At 51.8% G+C, this 18,484-nt stretch carries 18 protein-coding genes; 4 read left to right on the forward strand and 14 right to left on the reverse strand.

The features are described 5' to 3' along the window. Window positions 1-6: 6 nt before the first annotated feature. Together ACJJIV_RS05295 and ACJJIV_RS05300 are read right to left on the reverse strand one after the other, a co-directional pair. Window positions 7-300, reverse strand: a complete 294-nt coding sequence (locus ACJJIV_RS05295; protein ID WP_152452204.1) for a co-chaperone GroES — start codon at window positions 298-300, stop codon at window positions 7-9. Between the two features lie 216 nt (window positions 301-516). Next, window positions 517-993 (reverse strand): FxsA family protein, encoded by a 477-nt coding sequence (locus ACJJIV_RS05300; protein WP_444891016.1) that lies wholly within the window; start codon window positions 991-993, stop codon window positions 517-519. 141 nt (window positions 994-1,134) lie between these two features. Between ACJJIV_RS05300 and cfa the strand changes: the two genes are divergently transcribed. Continuing rightward, window positions 1,135-2,280 carry a cyclopropane fatty acyl phospholipid synthase gene (gene cfa, locus ACJJIV_RS05305; RefSeq protein WP_444891017.1) on the forward strand — a complete coding sequence of 382 codons (1,146 nt, stop codon included), beginning with the start codon at window positions 1,135-1,137 and terminating at the stop codon, window positions 2,278-2,280. 201 nt (window positions 2,281-2,481) lie between these two features. Beyond that, entirely contained in the window at window positions 2,482-3,258 is a 777-nt protein-coding gene (locus ACJJIV_RS05310) for a hypothetical protein (protein WP_444891018.1), read from the forward strand. 82 nt (window positions 3,259-3,340) lie between these two features. Here ACJJIV_RS05310 and ACJJIV_RS05315 read toward each other — a convergent pair whose 3' ends face one another. After that, complete coding sequence (locus tag ACJJIV_RS05315; RefSeq protein WP_252084963.1) at window positions 3,341-4,102, reverse strand: SDR family oxidoreductase; 762 nt, start codon at window positions 4,100-4,102, stop codon at window positions 3,341-3,343. Between the two features lie 76 nt (window positions 4,103-4,178). Beyond that, on the reverse strand, window positions 4,179-5,150 hold the full coding sequence (locus tag ACJJIV_RS05320) for a DUF481 domain-containing protein (protein ID WP_252084962.1): 972 nt from the start codon (window positions 5,148-5,150) through the stop codon (window positions 4,179-4,181). A gap of 288 nt (window positions 5,151-5,438) precedes the next feature. Here ACJJIV_RS05320 and ACJJIV_RS05325 point away from each other — a divergent pair, with 288 nt between their 5' ends. Continuing rightward, complete coding sequence (locus ACJJIV_RS05325; RefSeq protein WP_444885767.1) at window positions 5,439-5,753, forward strand: MGMT family protein; 315 nt, start codon at window positions 5,439-5,441, stop codon at window positions 5,751-5,753. Between the two features lie 42 nt (window positions 5,754-5,795). Here the strand turns inward: ACJJIV_RS05325 and ACJJIV_RS05330 are convergent, their stop codons facing one another. The 8 genes from ACJJIV_RS05330 to ACJJIV_RS05365 all read right to left on the reverse strand — a co-directional run bounded on the left by ACJJIV_RS05330 (window position 5,796) and on the right by ACJJIV_RS05365 (window position 16,163). After that, window positions 5,796-7,070: an AmpG family muropeptide MFS transporter gene (locus ACJJIV_RS05330; protein WP_252084960.1), complete on the reverse strand. Its 1,275-nt coding sequence runs from the start codon at window positions 7,068-7,070 to the stop codon at window positions 5,796-5,798. 295 nt (window positions 7,071-7,365) lie between these two features. After that, on the reverse strand, window positions 7,366-8,721 hold the full coding sequence (locus tag ACJJIV_RS05335) for an AmpG family muropeptide MFS transporter (RefSeq protein WP_444891019.1): 1,356 nt from the start codon (window positions 8,719-8,721) through the stop codon (window positions 7,366-7,368). A gap of 93 nt (window positions 8,722-8,814) precedes the next feature. After that, on the reverse strand, window positions 8,815-9,390 hold the full coding sequence (locus ACJJIV_RS05340) for a YbhB/YbcL family Raf kinase inhibitor-like protein (RefSeq protein ID WP_444885770.1): 576 nt from the start codon (window positions 9,388-9,390) through the stop codon (window positions 8,815-8,817). A gap of 17 nt (window positions 9,391-9,407) precedes the next feature. Then, a complete protein-coding gene (locus ACJJIV_RS05345; protein ID WP_444891020.1) occupies window positions 9,408-10,394 on the reverse strand; it encodes a threonine ammonia-lyase in 987 nt (328 codons plus the stop codon). Window positions 10,395-10,489: 95 nt separating this feature from the next. After that, window positions 10,490-11,917, reverse strand: coding sequence for an aldehyde dehydrogenase family protein (locus tag ACJJIV_RS05350; protein WP_444891021.1), 1,428 nt, complete (start codon window positions 11,915-11,917; stop codon window positions 10,490-10,492). 173 nt (window positions 11,918-12,090) lie between these two features. After that, a complete protein-coding gene (gene ampE, locus ACJJIV_RS05355) occupies window positions 12,091-12,966 on the reverse strand; it encodes a regulatory signaling modulator protein AmpE (RefSeq protein WP_252084956.1) in 876 nt (291 codons plus the stop codon). 107 nt (window positions 12,967-13,073) lie between these two features. Beyond that, entirely contained in the window at window positions 13,074-13,634 is a 561-nt protein-coding gene (gene ampD, locus ACJJIV_RS05360) for a 1,6-anhydro-N-acetylmuramyl-L-alanine amidase AmpD (RefSeq protein WP_444891022.1), read from the reverse strand. Between the two features lie 168 nt (window positions 13,635-13,802). After that, complete coding sequence (locus ACJJIV_RS05365) at window positions 13,803-16,163, reverse strand: DUF1631 domain-containing protein (RefSeq protein WP_444891023.1); 2,361 nt, start codon at window positions 16,161-16,163, stop codon at window positions 13,803-13,805. 481 nt (window positions 16,164-16,644) lie between these two features. Between ACJJIV_RS05365 and nadC the strand changes: the two genes are divergently transcribed. Further along, window positions 16,645-17,499: a carboxylating nicotinate-nucleotide diphosphorylase gene (nadC, locus tag ACJJIV_RS05370; protein ID WP_444891024.1), complete on the forward strand. Its 855-nt coding sequence runs from the start codon at window positions 16,645-16,647 to the stop codon at window positions 17,497-17,499. Window positions 17,500-17,554: 55 nt separating this feature from the next. Here the strand turns inward: nadC and ACJJIV_RS05375 are convergent, their stop codons facing one another. Continuing rightward, entirely contained in the window at window positions 17,555-18,301 is a 747-nt protein-coding gene (locus tag ACJJIV_RS05375; protein WP_252084952.1) for a sulfite exporter TauE/SafE family protein, read from the reverse strand. A gap of 6 nt (window positions 18,302-18,307) precedes the next feature. Further along, the gene (gene ccoS / locus ACJJIV_RS05380) at window positions 18,308-18,484 is read right to left on the reverse strand and encodes a cbb3-type cytochrome oxidase assembly protein CcoS (protein ID WP_252084951.1); all 177 of its coding nucleotides are present in this window, start codon (window positions 18,482-18,484) and stop codon (window positions 18,308-18,310) included.

Below are 18,484 nucleotides of genomic sequence, written 5' to 3' on the forward strand. Positions count from 1 at the left end.
CTTTTCTTAGCCTTCCAACACGCCGTAGATGTCACCTTCGCTCATGATGATCAGCTCTTCGCCGTCCACCTTGAGGGTATTGCTGTCGGCATAGCGACCGAAAACAACAGTGTCACCCACCTTCACAGACAGTGCGCGAACATCGCCATTGTCCAGCTGCTTGCCCTCACCCACGGCTACCACTTCACCTTGGTTCGGCTTTTCTTTGGCAGCGCCTGGCAGCACGATACCGCCAGCTGACATCGCTTCTTCTTCCTTACGGCGTACTACGACGCGGTCGTGTAAAGGACGAATTTTCATGGATAAGTTCTCCATTGAGTCGTTTTTTTAAGGTTTTCAACATCGGCGGCACTGGCTTTATGGGCCGGTAACCTCACCCCTCCCTGATTCCCAGAGGCGGGGCTTAATTCTCAGTTGAACCCTATCTATGGGCGCGAGAATGGATTTCAACACTCTTCAATAAAAAAACTACAAAAGTGCCGGCTGAAGCACAAAATAGTGCACTATTTAACCAGCTCAATCTTTATGATGCTTATGATCTACCTGATCCATAGGTTTTCGCTCATCTCGAGAAAATTCCCCCTCGATAATATCTGGACCGCGTTGGTTGGGGTCCGAGCTGCGGGGGTCACCAGGCCGCACAATGGTGATATGACGCACCAGTCTCCCCAGTATCAGTTGGCGTAAACCCGGTATCAGGCAAGCAAATCCGATGGCATCGGTGATAAATCCAGGAGTGAGCAACAATGCCCCGCCCACGGCAAGAAAGATTCCTTCAACCATCTCCTGGGCAGGTATATCGCCTGTTCGCATCTTCTCCTGAGCCCGCATTAGGGTCGATATGCCCTGCCGCCGCAACAGGGTTACGCCAACAATAGCGGTTAAAAATACCAATCCAATCGTAGGCAAGGCGCCGATTTCTCTCCCTACGGTGATTAAAACCCACATTTCAAGTACAGGTAGGACTATAAATAGAAGCAGTAATGGGCGCATTGAGGGAATTCCTAATAAACCAGCTCTACGAAGCTGGGACGATCAAGGTTTTTCAATATGCTGAAGTAAATGGAGTGGGGAGGCAAATTATTCAAGGGCGCCTCAATCAACCCACAGCAACTAGGAGAGAGGGAGGCTTTGATGGCAAGCGAGCAGCAGGACACCATAGAAGTGCCGGCCATTGGCCGCAGTCGCCACATGGTAGACGAAATATTAGCCGAGGCCGACATTCAGGTGAATGGTGACAGGCCCTGGGATATACAAGTCCACCGCGAGGAGGCCCTAGATGAGATTGTCGCTCGTCACAGTATGGGGCTCGGTGAGACTTATATGCGCGGAGATTGGGATGTCCAAGCGCTGGACCAATTTGTGTACAAAATTCTGGAAGCCGACCTTGGCCGCCATGCAAAGACGTGGCGCTATGCTTGGCGCTACCTGCGCAGTTTCTTAATCAACCTGCAAAGCCGTCGTCGCGCCTTCGAGGTTGGTGAGCACCATTACGATCTCGGAAACGAGTTTTATACAGGTATGCTCGATAACCGCCTTACCTATAGTTGCGGTTATTGGAAGGATGCTCAAACCCTGGACGAAGCTCAAGAAGCCAAGCTCGACCTTATCTGCCGTAAGCTGCAACTAGAACCTGGGATGCGTCTATTGGATATCGGTTGTGGCTGGGGGAGCCTGATCGGCTATGCCGCCCAGAAATACCAAGTAGAGTGTGTCGGAGTAACGATCTCCCGCGAACAAAGAGCCTATGTTTCCGAACGCTATGCCAACCTACCGATTACCGTCTCCCTACAGGATTACCGAATGCTTGATGAGCCTTTCGACCGTATTGCCAGTGTCGGAATGTTTGAACATGTTGGGCGTAAAAATCATCGAGCTTTTATGGAAGTGGCTAAACGCTGCCTAAAGAAAGATGGAACTTTACTGCTCCATACTATCGGTAAAGCAAGACCGGCCAATACCGATCCATGGATCGAAAAGTACATTTTCCCCAATGGAGAAATACCGGCTGCAACGCAGATAACCAAGGCAGCCCAGGACCTTCTCACACTTGAAGATCTGCATAACTTTGGGCCTGACTACGATAAAACCCTGATGGCATGGCATAAAAATTTCGAGGAAAATTGGCCGCGCTTTGCCGATCGTTACGGCAGACGCTTTTATCGTATGTGGCGCTATTACCTGTTGTTCTGTGCCGCAACATTTAGAGTTCGCAGAGTACAGCTCTGGCAGTGGATGCTCTCAAAAAATAGGGTTGGCGGTGTGGAGAGAATTTGCTAGATCAAGAAATTTTTGATTAAAGACTTCAAATTCTTCCAACATTGAGAGTTCCAAAAGTCTGGGGGAGCAATTGGTAGCAGCAATTTAGCTTTACTTCTATCAAAGCTTCACCCAGACCATTCTCCTGATAATCAAATCCATTAACTATCGCCAATTGCCTGTAAGCCTTATTAATACTTGCTGCCGCCAGGTCTTTACTAAATGCATTATCTATTCACAACCCCTGAAGGACTAAATCTATTTATAGAGGTTCATACGGTTGCAGCCATAATCTTAACGTTTATTACTATCCCATTAACTCTTCTGATGAAGAAGGGCAGCCGTTACCATCGGATCGGTGGCCTCAGCTCATTGTTGATTGCCATTATCTTTTCCATCAGTGCCCTGCTGATGCTATTCAACCCTTACATCATCCCGCATCTCAAGGCAGATATTCCCAAGTACCAGATCGATATTGCCTATGTCTACAATACCCACCCAGACCTTTTATTACTGGGATTGATCAGTATATTCAGCTACTCCATATTTTCTGCTTACCGAATATGGCCGAGAATCAAGCACTCTAATGATGGCAGAATCACTTCCAATATTATCGATTGGGTATTGGCTGCTATAGCTGCCTGGGTCGCGGTCTTCTATTTCCAGGTTTTTCTTTACGATATTGGTAAACACCCCAATTATGCCAACATTTACTTGGCTCCATCCGCGTTAATGCTGGTTTTTGTTGGACTCGATGTCTATACATTTTTTTTCCGACCACAAATAACAGGCCGACCATGGTGGGTCCTGCATATGTGCAAGATGTTGTATGCCTGGTCGGCACTAATCAAAGGCTTTGTGATGCGGGATTTTCACTTATCTTTAGAGCAAACCGTATTTCACGAAGTGGCATCCATCCTGGCCTGGCTCATTATTTCCTTATTTGTATACCTGTTTTATCGAAAGACTCTCAACACGCGATATGCAAGGAAGGGATAGATAAACCTTAGAGTCATTACTGAAAGGGAAATAAAAAGGGCGAACAAAGTTCACCCTCTTCTGATCGCGCACTGCTTAATTATTAAATACGTGCACCACCATCGATATCCAGAACTCGACCAGTTAGATAATCATTCTCCAGAATAAACGCCACGGTTGAGGCAATTTCCTCTTGCTCACCCAGGCGTCTCAATGGCACTTGCTTAACCAGACTTTCCAGGATTTCCGGGCGCATCTGCGCAACCATATCAGTGCCAATAAAACCTGGAGCAATTGCAGCTACCCGTACACCGTAGCGAGCCAGTTCACGGGCCCAGGTTACGGTCATAGCGGCAACGCCCGCTTTGCTGGCAGAGTAGTTGGTCTGCCCCATATTACCTGCTCGGGAAAGGCTGGAGATATTAACCATCACCCCGCCCTTGCCACTCTCCGCCATAATGCCCGCTGCCGCTCGGCCACAAAGAAAGACACCTGTCAGATTTACATCAATAACAGACTGCCACTGGGCCAGAGACATACGATCGGTAACTTTGCCCTCTTTGCATTTCAACAACATGCCATCGCGCATAATTCCGGCATTATTGATCAGCACCTGCAGGCCACCAAAATCTTCGGCAATTTGCAGAAAGCCCTTATCTACCTCTTCTTCACTGGCAACATTGATAATATAGCTACGAACCTCGGCGCCATGCTTTTCACAAGCGGCAACGCTCTGCTTGAGGCCTTCCTCATTGACATCAATCAATGCCAGCCGTGCTCCGCGTGCAGCCAGGTATTCCCCCATTGCTCGCCCCAAACCCTGGCCTGCGCCAGTAATCGCCACTATGCTGCCGGCAATCTGCATGATGAACTCCTTATTTTTAAATTTTATTGCTGCTGTGCCTTGGCAACCTTCTTAAAAGCAGGTTGCCAGCAAGATACTACCATTCATAACCGACTCCCACGGTTACCTTGGTATCCTCTTTTTCACTCTCGAGTGATGGTGTGTTGTCGTACTGCCACTGGTAGCCGATTTCCATCAATATGCCTTCAACCAATGGTGTGCGTACACCCAATTCGGCATTTGTCTGATAATCATCACTGCGGTCAAAAGACTGTAAGATTTCCTGTTTGAAGTAAATTTCCGGGCCAAAAGAAAATTTATAGTCATAATCTAATTTAAGCCGGCCTGCCACATATTGGTCATCCTGGTCTTCGCTCAACTCGGTATCGATAAAATCTTCCTGCAGGCTACTGACACCACCTGCCAGTGAAAATGCTGTTTTATCTGTATTGTAAAATAGGTAACCGAGACCGAGACCCATAGTGGTCCCCAAATCCAAGTTGCGCGCCTCTTCATGCTCCCACTCAGTGTTTGCCTCGGCAAACCACTTTTCTGCGAAGATCCAGCGCAAGTCATAGGTCAGCTGGTATTTTTCCAGGGCACCATCATCTTCACTATCTTGGTTCTGGTAGAGAGCTCCTATCAGATGATGAAAATCCCCATGACGAACATCCAAATTGAGTTTGGTGTCCAGGTCTTTTCGCTCACGGTTACCAGATTCAAAGACACCCCCAGCACTCACGTTGCCTTTGAAAGTCAGTGGGTTACTGACAAAGTGCGGATACGGCTCTGCCCGCTCGACTCCAGGGAAATCAATTAACCAACCATCTCCCTCTGCGCAGTAGACTTCCCACTGCTCCTGCCGGTGCCCCGCCAGGGTACAGGGTTCATCGCGCCCGGCAATTTTCAAGTCGGTATCAACGTCCATAGAGACGACTTTGGACTTATCGACTTTAACTTGGCCAAAAGTTTCTGACTTCCAAATTACCTGTTCGCTATCAACCAGCACCAACTCTCCCTGAATACGGTCACCATTCTCAAGGGTGAGCACACCAGCATGGAGTGGCAAAGACGCCAGACAGAGAAGAGTTTGCGTGAAAAACCTAGACAAGCGTGTCGATAGAACCACAGGAGGACCTTAAAGTTTCTGGGTGAACCAACAGTGAAAACCGTTCTAAAAAAACAAAACAAGCTGCAATAATGCCATAACTGTCATTAATCTGGCACGCCGTTACTACCCAACTACCCATGGCAATACATGGGCAAGACTTCTTTAGATGCTCATTTATAGCCTATTCGGCATCAATTGCGGCAAACTGAAGCTAACTTCCGGTAAATGGTTTAGCAGAGAAATTTTGTGAGCAAAGAACAAGCCAGCGATACACTTGCCAGAATATGCCGCGTTCTGGCCTCAATCCCATGTGGCCATGTAGTCACCTATGGGGATCTGGCGGAAATGGCCGGCTTCCCCAGAGCTGCACGACTTGCGGGCCAACAACTGAGGAAGTTACCCAAAGACACAACCCTCCCCTGGCACAGGGTGATTAATGCCCAGGGCCGTATCTCGCTGCCAGAGCCCGGAGCCTCTCGCCAGCGGGAGCGGCTGGAGAGTGAAGGAGTTAGTTTTCTTAGGGGGCGGGTAGATATGGCGAAATATCGCTGGAAACCCTAAATCAGGCATCCTCTGCACAGTCATGGAATGATCTTGCCACTATTAAGCCTCTTCGCCCTCGCCTCGCCAGGGGGCTACGACAAAGAGTAACAGCATCCCCGGCACCGCAAGCGCTGCGCACAGCAGGAAGAAGTTAGTCCATCCCATAGACTCTACCAAGTACCCCGTGGAGGCATTGGCAAAAGTTCTGGGCAGGGAGGTCAATGCTGTAAAAAGCGCTAGTTGTGTCGCAGTGTGTAATTTGCTGGTTGTTCGAGCAATAAAGGCAATAAACACCGCTGTCCCGAGCCCCACCCCTAAGTATTCAAAAGCAATCACCACTGCCAGTAACCAGAGGCTGGGCTTAAAGCCCGGGGTGCCAACCAAGCCCTCATTGGCTTGGGCCAGAATCATAAAGCCGAAGATCGAAACAAGCTGAATAACCCCAAAAATCCACAGGCACTTATTAATACCGATACGTACGATTAACAGGCCGCCTAGAAAGCCTCCAATTACCGCCGGCCAAAGTCCAGCATTTTTAGCAACAATACCAATATCTGTATTGGAATAGCCCATATCCAGGTAATAGGGTGTCGCCAGGGCTGTTGCCATACTGTCGCCCAGCTTGTAAAGAAACATAAATGCCAATACTAAAATGGCATGCTTAACACCGTTACGACCGAAGAATTCCACAAAAGGCAGGACAATTGCTTCGCGCAAGGACCTAGGCCGCTCCGCCGGGTGTTGCGGCTCAGCTACCATCAAGGTCATAAAAACTGCGATCAGCATAAAAGCTGCCGTCACCCAGAAGACCTGTCCCCAGGCCAGATGATCAGAGAGAATCAAGCTGAGAGAGCCCGGCACCAAACCGGAAATCCGGTATGCGTTGGCATGAAAAGAGTTACCGAGCCCCAACTCCCAGTCCGGTAGAATTTCCCGGCGAAAAGCATCCAGGACAATATCCTGGCTTGCACTAAAGAAGGCTACGCCAAAACACAGGGCCGCGATCGTCCAAATATTAAACTGGGGATTGAACATGCCCAATGCGCCAATAAAAAGGATCAGCAGCAGCTGCATCACCAACATCCACCCCCGGCGGCGCCCCAGTATTGGAAACGCATAGCGCTCCATTAGCGGCGCCCAGATAAACTTCCAGGTATAGGGCAATCCCAACAGGGAGAAGATGCCTATCGTCGCCAGGTCCACCCCTTCAGTTCTCAGCCAGGCAGGTACCAGCTGAATCAGCACAAACAGCGGCATCCCCGAGGAAAAGCCGGTGCCGATACAGATCAGCATTCTCCGGTTAAATACCGCTTCCCTGACTGTTTCGTGGGACATAGTTTGTCGCGTTTATTCGTTAACTCTGCAATTGAAAATGTGCGTTCTCCCACTAACCAAGCGGAAAGCCCAAATGCGGGGGGAGTATTAGCGGCACACAGGAGAGGTAGTGGTTTCCCCTCCACCAACATAGACACAAGCTGACAAAAATGCTCGGTGACTGCCGTCACCCAATGCACAAATAGCTGGTAACCAAAAACGCTAAAGGCCACGTTCAGTGGCCAAAAGGAAAATCGATAAGCCTTCGATAGGAAAAACGAAAAGAGAGGGGGCACCTTATGGCCGCGATAAGCCCTTAACCCGGCTGGGGCTGTTCTTCACTCCAGCCGCGTCTCTCCCGCCGCCAAAAATAGATAGAAAGGAATATAGCCGGCAGCCCCATTAGTGCCGCATAAATAAAGAACAGGGCGTAGCCCTGAGCATCCACCACGATACCGGAGAAGCCACTGATAAATTTACCCGGCAGTGTCATGAGTGAGCTGAACAGTGCATATTGGGTGGCTGTATAGGCCTTATTGGCCAGGCTGGAAAGGTAAGCAACGAGCACAGCATTAGCCATACCACCACTGATATTGTCGGCACTAATCACCAGCGCGAGCCACGCCTTGTCCGGTCCTATCAGTGCAAGCTGAGCAAACAAGAGATTGGTACACGCCACCATCACTGCACCGAGTATTAATGGGCGCAGCACACCATAGCGAACAACTAAAACCCCGCCGAGAAAGGAACCGATAATGGTACAGAAAAACCCAAATAGTTTACTGATTTCCGCGATTTCAGTCTTGGTGAACCCCAAATCCAGATAAAACGGATTCGCCATTATCCCCATCGCAATATCGCTGAGACGGAAAATACCGATAAAAACCAATAAAACGAGGGCAAAGCGACCATTGCGCTGAAAGAATTCAACAAAAGGGCACACTACGGCTCGAATAAACCACTGTTTCAGGCGGCTGTGCTCCCCCTTCCCCAACAGGCGTTCTTCCCACTCACTTTGCAGCTTATCTGCCTCTTTGTTCACCTTGCTGTGATCAGGCTCGGAGACTACCAAGCATGTAATCACCCCCACCCCCATAAGGGATGCCATCACAAGATAAGCACCTGACCAGCTGAAAGCATCCGCAATAAATAACGCCCCGGCTCCGGCAATCAGCATTGCGACTCGGTAACCGAATACGTAGTTAGCCGCCATAGCACCCTGGTAATCTTCATCCATGGCCTCTATTCGGTATGCGTCAATTGCCACATCCTGCGAAGCCGAACAGAAGGCAACCCATAATGCGAGCAGGGCTACTTCCATCAGTGATTGCTGCGGGTTAACGCTGGCCATACCCACTAGCCCGATAGCAATCCCCACTTGAGATACCAACATCCAACCGCGGCGTTTACCCAACTTATCAGTGAAAAAAGGCAATCGTAGTTGGTCAATAATTGGGGCCCAAAGCACTTTTATCGAAAAGGTAATTCCCACCCAAGCGAAGAAACCAATAGCTGTGCGGCTTACACCAAAATCTCTCAGCCAGGCGGTCAGGGTAGAGAAGACCAATAAGAGCGGAAGGCCGGCAGAAAAGCCAAGAAAAAACATGGTGAGTACACGAGGCTTAAGGTAAGCACCGAGGGCTTGCCCCCATGTCAGTTGCTGCTGCGACATATTCAACCTTTCCCCTTAAACCCCATAATTGGCCTTGGTAAAATAATGCGGGCAACTAGCCCGCACTTGGCCATCAATTTAGAACTGATGCGCTCAGTGGCCCCACAGAACCTCGAGCTCGGCCTCCGCCAATTTATTGGCATTTACATTGAAACCCACTTTAGCGGGGGAGGAGTTCTCATCCAATGGCAGCGAGTCTACTTTCAGGGCATAGACTCGAAAACGGTAGCGATGATCGCCGTGCCCCTTTGGTGGACAGGCGCCACCATAACCGGGGTTGCCGTAATCATTGCGCCCCTGAACGGCCTCTGGTACCAAACCATTTTTCAGGTCGCCCGCGCCCTCTGGCAAACTGGTTACCTCAGCGGGAATATTGAACATCACCCAGTGCCACCAGCCACTGCCAGTTGGCGCATCGGGGTCGTAAACCATTACCGCATAGCTTTTAGTACCTTCAGGGGCGCCGCTCCAGCTCAATTCGGGGGAGAGATTTTCTCCACCACATCCACTGTACACATGAGCCAGCGGCATTTTGCCACCGGGTTTTAATGAGCTGGAAGTGAGCGTCAGCTGCCCAGCTTGTGCAGCCATTGCCGCCAGGAAAAGGGCCGATGCCACCAGGCCCGCTCTGAGTTTGCAGTAAATAAAGCGGCCAAATCCTAAATTCATATTCAATCGTCCTGTAGTTATTTTTCGGCTCCGGCCAACAAGCTCGAAGCCCGGTCCAAATCCATATTGCCGCCGGTGAGGACAATCGCAACATTCTTATTGCGAAAGCGCGCGCTGTGCTCTAGCACAGCTGCCAGGCCAACTGCCGCAGAGGGCTCAACCAATTGCTTGGTACGCGTCCACAACAGCTCCATTGCCCGCACGATACCATTTTCTGAAACTGTCACAATATCTCGCACCGTGCGCCGAATTACAGAGTAATTTCTGCGCCCCAGTGTGGTGCGCAGGCCATCTGCGATAGTTTGCGGCTGCTGGGTGGTGACATGCACACCACCACGTAGTGATCTCTGAGCGTCATCAGCGCCAGCGGGTTCCGCACCAATTACCAAGACATCTGGTGCCAGGGCTGCCATGGCCAAACCAATTCCGGCGAGTAGCCCCCCGCCCCCCACGGGTGCCAGGAGTACATCCGGAGTAAAACCCTGATCGCGGCATTGCTGCACCACTTCCAGGGCAACGGTACCCTGCCCAGCGATAATACGACTATCGTCAAAAGGCGGAACCACATGGGCTCCCGTTTCCTCTACTACGGTTTGCAGTGCGGCCTCGCGCTCCGATTGGGTAGGATCACAAATAATTATTTGTGCGCCATAACTCTGTACAGCCTCACGCTTAGCCCTGGGCGCCGTCTCGGGCATCACCACAATGCAGGGTAGGCCCCTCTCAGCAGCAGCCCAGGCCAAAGCTGCACCATGATTTCCCGAGGAGTGAGTCGCTACCACTTCAGCTCCAGCGGGCAGATTGGCAAGGGCATTGGTGGCACCGCGGGCTTTGAAGGCACCTACTTTCTGTAGATGTTCACACTTGAACCAGAGGTTAGCGCCCCCCACTTGGTCGAGTAATTGGGAGCGAATTAGCGGTGTTCGGTGGACAGAGTCAGCAATGGTTTGCGCGGCACAAAAAACATCCGCACTGGTGGGTAGGTCATTACGATCCGAGGGCATAGCATTTTTATCTAAATAATTTTTGCTGAATGTACCAATTCAGCCGCCCAAAAAACCAGTAAAATCCCCGCTGCTGGTCACACTTCTCAGTATTTCTACTTCTGCAGCATTCTCAACAAACTGAATTTACGTTTGCTGTAAGGGGCGTAACGTAAATTAACATCCAAAATATTTTTGCGCTTCATTACCGCTTTATAGTGGCTAAAAGTTTTAAAGCCATGTTCACCGTGATAACAACCTATACCGCTGGCTCCCACCCCACCAAATGGCAGATCTTGGGCCAGCATAAACATCATGCAGTCATTCACACAGGCGTTACCGGAGCTGCAGCTGGAAAGAATCCGCTCGGCCAAGCTGTCGCTTTTAGTAAAAATATACAGGGCCAGCGGTTTTTCCCGCTGATTGACAAATCCCTCCACTTTTCCGAAGTCATCCAGTTCGACTACCGGCAGGATTGGCCCGAAGATCTCATCCTGCATCACTGAAGCTTCGAGATCGACGCAGCGCATCAGTGTCGGCGCTATATAGCGGTTGTCGGCATCTACCTCACCGCCATAAATAACATCTCCACCACTGAGAAGATCCGCCAGGCGCAGGGTATGCCGGCTATTGACGATACGTCCATAGTCCGAGCTCTTTTGCGGGTCCTCTCCGAACATTTTTGTCACCGCCTGCTGAATAGCAGGCACCAGGAGATCGGCGGTGTGACGGGTGCACAGCACATAATCCGGTGCGATACAGGTCTGCCCTGCATTGGTAAACTTTCCCCAAGCAATGCGGCGGGCGGCGAGTTCAATATCGGCATCGTCAGCCACAATACAGGGGCTCTTGCCCCCCAGCTCCAATGTAACCGGGGTCAGGTGCTCAACTGCAGCCGCCATAACAATCCTGCCGACTCTAGCACCACCGGTGTACATAATATGATCCCAGCGCTGCTCCAGTAACTTAGAGGTCTCGGCCGCAGCGCCTTCAACACAGGCAAAAGCGTCGTGGTCGAGGTAACGTGGCAGCAGTTCAGCAATCAATTGGGAGATACTGGGAGCCAGCTCCGAGGGTTTCACAACTGCGCAGTTACCCGCAGCAATCGCGGGAACCAATGGCGACAACAACAACTGCAAAGGGTAATTCCAGGCACCAATAATCAGAACCACCCCAAGCGGTTCCGGCTGGATGTAACTGTTTGCGGGCTGGGTCAAAAGTGGTGAGGATACTTTGCGAGGGCGAACCCAGCGCTTCAAGTGTTTCAGAGTATGTTCGATATCAGCGTAGAGGAAAGCAATCTCGGTCAGATAAGCTTCTTGTGGCGCCTTATGTAAATCTTCACCCAGGGCCTGAATAAAGCGGGATTCATTTTCACTGAGCATCTTGCGCAGTTGATTCAACTGCCGGCGTCTCCAGCTCAGTTCCACAGTGGCACCACTACGGAAATAAGCCCTAAGGCCAGCAACCAAAGCTGCGGTATTGCCACCACTTGCCACACTGAGATCTGACAGCATTTGTGCTTCCAGTAATGAAACCTTCAACCCCTGCATCCTCCACTAAGTATATGTCGCCCGCAGCCAGGCAAAGAACCTGGATTTTGTAGCGGGCGCAATCTTCTTGGATACTGGTGTTAAGTCAAGTAACTGTTAGCAAATTAATCCCACTTTATAATTTTTTGTGGAACTTTGATTCCAATGGGTGCGAGTGTTCACATTTAGAAAAACAAGACAGTAAGTGCCAGTGCGGTAATCCACAGCAGTAGGGACCTGGATAGTAACGCCTGCAAACCTTCGATCTCCGCACCACTCTGGCGCTGGATATGGGAGAGATCTGCAGAGGCACTGCACTCACTGGCATCAATCCCTCCCAGGGCCCCCTCCAAATAGGATTCGAGAACCTGATCAGTATCCCGTTCCCGGCACATCAGGCACTGCCTCCAGGCCCTGTAACAGCCGGCAAAGTTACCGACAATGGCGAAACTTAGCCCCATCAACCTTACTGGCACCCACTCCAGCAACCACAGCCAGCGCGCGGCCACAGCCTCTCGTTCGGTTCCCCGAGCACGCTCCGCGTAAAGAGCGCTCAGGCGAAACAGCAGCGCCCCCGGAATACCCAGCAGGATAAACCAAAACAAAACGGCAAAAAGTCGCTCGAAAGCGGAATAGGCCGCTCCGCGAAATACCTGCTCATGCAAACGTCCGCCCTCGGCGGCACTCTCGTGAATTTCCCGCAACAGGGGGCGTGCCGCTTCGGCGGCCCCGTTAAAATCACCCCGATACCAGTTGCGCAGATAAGCACTCAAAGTCTCATTAAAATTTCCACGCCCCAGGCAATAGAGCAATAGAGGGACCCCTAGCAAAAGCCCCCCCAAAGCCCCAGCGAAAGATTGGGCAAAAGCCATTGCCAGCGCCGCCACCAGAACCGGCGGCAGGACGCTAAATCCGATTAGCAAGCCTTCTTTTCCCTGTAGCGGGGAAAGCCCCTCGATGTGGGTACTCCAGCGATCGAACCAGTGATCGCGATGTAAAGGCGCGCCCGATCCCCAAATTTGTACCAAACCTAAGGTCAATAAAATAATCAGCAAGGTCATAACGTTGCCGTGATAGTGCGTAAAGAAATTCAGTTACCGGCACAAAAGTGCCGAGATTCGATTGTAAGACTCTATTGATAAATATGCGCCAATAATACCGCTCACAATTACTCGGCGACTTTTTTTACGTGCCCCAGATAGCGCTGCCAGTCAAAGCCTGGGCCCGGGTCTAATTTGCGCCCAGGAGCTATATCAGAATGCCCGGTAATTTTATCGACTCCTATCCCTGGATAAGCCTGCATAATCGCTCGGGTAACTTCTGCCAGCGCCAGATACTGAGCATCGGTATAAATATCCGTATCCAGGCCCTCCAGCTCAATACCAATGGAAAAATCATTGCAGTTGCTGCGCCCCCTAAACTCCGACTTGCCCGCGTGCCAGGCTCGCCGGTCCAAAGGCACATATTGAGTGACGATGCCGTCGCGATCGATAAGCAAGTGGGCAGAAACCTGTAAAGCGGCAATTTCCGTGAAGTAAGGGTGGGCATCAATGTCCAACTGCCCAAGGAAAAACGTATCAATATAAGGGCCACCGTACTGACCAGGGGGCAGGCTTATGCTGTGAATCACCAGTAGGTCTACAGGGCAGTTATCCGGCCGGCTGTTGCAGTGTGGGCTGGGAACACGACGCGCCCCTGATAACCAGCCGGAATCCACTTGATATTTCAATCTGCGATCTCCGCTCCAAAAAAACTACCAACCCGAGTAGCCCGGGATTTCAGCAGTAACCATTTTATGGAAGCGTTGATCGATATGCCAATCCGTTTGGAACTGTCTGACGACAGAAGTGGAAACCCGGTCTAGACTGCCGGGTATATGAAATTGCCTTTTTATTCCCTAACGCTGTTCACTGCGTTTTTTACGTACATTACCGATTACTGACTGCAAGGCGCGCTCGAACAGCATGCCGTCATCTAGGGGTAACAACTGTGCTGAGCGCAGGGCATGGGCCAGTTCCAGGCGGGCAAATTCCGCTACTTTGGCACCATTGCGATTTACAAAAATAAACTGGTCGATATCCCGGATCACCGCCGCCAAACGGCAGCGGAACTGTTCCTCTTCGGATCGCTTCAGCTCGAACCAGCTACCCTGAGCCAGGCGGAAGGTCATCTGCCAGTGGGGATCGTCTTCATCGAGTTGTGCCAGTCCCTGCTGCTCCTCGGTAACCGGGGCGACTTCAGCTTGGGCCACCGCCTGCTCTATCTCCTCCATAGGCGGCAGAGCAACTTCCTCCTTGGCTTCGGCACTATCAACCGCTACCCGATCCTCAGCCAAGGCCACTTCAGCTTCTGGCGATTCTGCAACACCTTCAATCTTGGCTGTTTCAGCCGGTGTTTCCGCCACCACTTCTAAGGCAGTAGCGGCTTGGACTTCCCTGGCTACCTGCTCTTTGACTAAGCGCTCACGCTCCTCTGTTAAGCGTTGTGCCAAGGCGAAGCGCTCGCGATAAATTTCCTTAAGGCCGGCAAACAGACTACGGGCCTCAAAGGCATTGTAGGAAAGTGCTTCAATACCTTCCCTCAGGCGCTCCTGCAAAGTTGGCAGAAGGCTCAAAAGCTGCTTTCGCGCTTCCGGCATCGGCGCCTGCACACTCCAGACCAGGTCCCGAGCGGTGCGTACATCGCGACTCCAGGCCTCACTGTCAGTACCCTCTTTAACGCAGGTGAGGAATAAAACGTTATTCCAAACCTTGTTGAGCCAGTCCTGCACAACCGGCGGCAGATCGCGCTCCGCCACCAACGCATCCATAACAGCGGCAACGCGCGCTCGCGCGGCCTGGGTTTTTGCACGGCCATCGGCCTCATCCACCACCCGGCGTTCTAGCATCTCGGCGCGTTTGCGCTCACGGGCTATAAATTCACGCAGGGACTCCAACAAGGATGAAAAGATATGAATATCCTGATCAAACTCATTCAGGGCGCGCTCAACAATCTGGGAGATTTCCCGGAAAAGAGGGTCGGACTCATAGTTTTCCGGAGCCTGCCAACCCGTGGCTGCATCGGCGAGTTCGTTGAGCAGCTTACGTGCGGGGTGCCCCCCTTTACTAAAGAATGATTTATCGGCGATAGCCACCTTTAGCAAGGGCAGCTGTAAACGACCCAACAAGGATTTAATGGGCGTTGCCAGGCTGCGATCTTCCAGGATAAAGGAGAACAGCATCTCCACCAGCTTGATAACATCACTGTCCACTTTCGCCAGCGATGCCGCTTGGTTTGCCTCTACCAAACGCTGCTGTAATAGCTCACCCACATTGAGCAATTGGGCCGTACCACCGCCCTGGTAATGAGCTCCGCTCTGTAAGGCGCCCAGGTGGCTGAGCAGATCTCCCGCCGGCATGGGGGTCATACCAGCTGTAGTAGGTACTAGGCCCGGAGCAACGTGGCCGCTAACTGGAACGCCTGAAGCAACCGGCCCCTGCCCCTCAGCCTCAGCATGGCCAGTACCCGCTGTAGTCTGGGCACCACCTGACACCGGCGTAGAATGTGCAGGCCGTTGGCGTGCCGCACGCTGTTGCTCCCTCAGAGAGGGCAATACTCCCTGCTCCACCAACAACTGGTTACAAAAATCATAAAACCCCCGCAGCTGTTGCATAACAAGCTGCTCAAACTTTTTCAGCAGGGTGAGGCGGGCGCGAATATGTAGATCGAGAGGCTGGATTGCCTCCACAAAGGCGTCGCAAATAACATCGGGCCCCAAGGGGTTGTTCTTGTCGTAAATCTTAACCGAATAAAGGGTATCCAGGCGCAGACACAATTCCGTTAAAGGTTCTGCAAAATCGCGTTTTGCAGAAGCCACCATGGTATCTGCAGCCACCAACTGCTCTAGATCATCGTTGTGTACCAGTGACAGATTATCTGGAGCAAAGCTGGGTGTGTCCTGAGCCTCCTGGCGAATCTGAAAAGCCTGTTGGACATTGCCAATGAAGTTTTCTGCAATATTGCGGCGCTCAACCCGCAACAGGCGCAAGGCTTGGAACAATCCATCTTGCTCTTCCTGACCATGGGCACGCTCGGCCATGGCAAAAAGTGAGTCATCCACTTTGCCAAACAGTGACTTGACCCGCTCGAATAACTCGGCGCAAGCCTTCTCCTTCAACATTGCAACGGCCGATGGAAGCACCATGGCTTTACCTGCAAGCGCCGTAGATCGCTCTGCGCTTTTCTCTGAAAGGGAAACTACCTTGCTGGATTCACTCATTTCCAAGAGGTCCTTCAAATACCATCCGGCTATTACGTATTTGCTGGCTTAAATCTTGTTGGCCGCACAAGTCGCGGTAAATAACCAAGCCTTACTTTTTACCCACACCACTTCTATCAATCAGTGGCAACAGGTTGGGATGCACACCGCCACCACTAATTGAAATTAATCGACATTCTGCTTGAAAAAACCAATAACCTGTTGATTTTGCTCAGATTTCAAGCTTTTTAATGCAGGTAAATTGAATAGTGAAGACAGGGATAACGTGCGCCTACGCCGATACCCATCCGCCTTGGATTTTACCCATGATAACTGCCCTATTGACACAGTTTCGCGACACATTTGAGACACTTGTCACAGCGAAATGTTGGGGCAGCTGCTATCGGGAAAAATACATGCAAAGGAGTGGCATGGACCCCCAGGCAATCCAAATCCCATGGGTTTTGGTAAACTGCCCGCGCGTTTATTTCGAGGTTTGCCAATGCACCCTAAAGACTCCACCATCCCAAACATCATGACCGACCTGCAAAGGGCTGTGCGAACGGCACTGGAGGAGGATATTGGCAATGGCGATATCACCGCCCAGCTGATCCCCGTTGATCGCAGTGCCCGCGCCCGCGTGATCACCCGCGAGGACTGCGCCCTGAGCGGGCGCGCCTGGGTTGAGGAGATCTTTCGACAACTGGATCCCGACCTGCAATTAACCTGGCATTTTACTGATGGCGATAGAGTTTCCGCCAATAGCGTGATTTTTGAACTCGAGGGCAATGCCCGCACAATCCTCACCGGCGAGCGCACCGCACTTAACTTTCTGCAAACCCTGTCCGGCACAGCAACCACTGCCGCAGAGTTCGCCGCACGCGCCACCGGTACCGAGGTGAAAATCCTCGACACCCGCAAAACCATTCCAGGCCTACGCAGCGCGCAAAAATATGCCGTACTGTGCGGCGGCTGCCACAATCACCGCATCGGCCTCTACGACGCTTTTCTTATCAAGGAAAATCATATCGCCGCTGCCGGTGGTATCGACAAGGCCGTAGCCCAGGCGAGAACGATTAAACCGGGGGCACTGGTAGAGGTTGAGGTGGAAACTCTCGAAGAACTCCAGCAAGCGCTAGATAGCGGTGCAGATGTAATAATGCTCGATGAATTCAACGATGCGGACACCCGCAGTGCTCTGGATATGGCCAAGGGGCGCGCGCGAATTGAAATTTCTGGCAGTGTAGATCGGGAGCGCATCGCACAGCTGGCGGAACTGGAAGTCGACTACATATCCTCTGGCAGTTTGACCAAGCACCTGCGTGCTGTCGACCTATCGCTGCGTATCGAATTTTAGATTTGATGGGGCACAGTGCTGCTACTGCCGTGCCCCACAAGCCCGCCAACAACAATCAGTGATGATGGTGGTGGCTTTCTTCCTGTGGCTTCTCCTCAACAGATTCCACGGCATTCATAGCACCGTGATTGCTGTGATCTCCGTGCCCCCCATGGCCGAGAGCGCCCCACAATGTCCAAAAGCCAAACAGCATAATCGCGGCGGCAAACCCCAGACGCACCCCTGGCTTCTGCACGAAATTACGCACCTGTACGGCGGCGGCGCCAGTGGCCAACATGGCTGGCAAGGTGCCTAGGCCGAAAGCAAGCATCGCCAACGCTGAGCGTTCCGCACTGCCCTGGGCCAAAGCAAAAGTCAGGGCGCTGTAGACTAAACCGCAGGGCAACCAACCCCACAGAGAACCCAGTGCAATAGCCTGTCCCGCGGAGCGCACCGGCAACAACTTAGCGGAAAGCGGCTGAACATAGCGCCAGAGGTAGCTACCGCCCTTCTCAAGCCACACCAGGCCGCGCCAGATACCCGCTACATAGAGCGCCATCACAATCAACATTATTCCTGCAGCAAACCGCAACGGTGTCAGTGCCGGAATAACGGCAGCCCCCAGGGCACCGGCCAGGCCACCCATCAATGTGTAACTGGCAACGCGCCCCAACTGGTAGGAACCCAGTTGCACCCAGGCGGTCTGCCTACCTGGCACCGCCATGCCCAGCGCGCCAGAAATCCCTCCACACATACCAATACAGTGACTACTACCGAGAAAACCGATGGCGAGCGCAGCCGCCAAAAAACCCCAATCCCCCACGAACTACTACTCCTTTTCCTCAGTCTTTGTGGATGATGCCTGCAGATCATCTTCAAACAAGATTCGTCGTCCCTCCGTCTCCAGATCGTCATATTGGCCGTTATTTACGGCCCAGAAGAAGACTTTTATGGCGAGAGCAACAAATACCACCGCAATAGGAATCAGGAAATAGAGACTGTCCAC

This window comes from Microbulbifer mixtoriginis (SeqCode) (genome assembly GCF_052466765.1).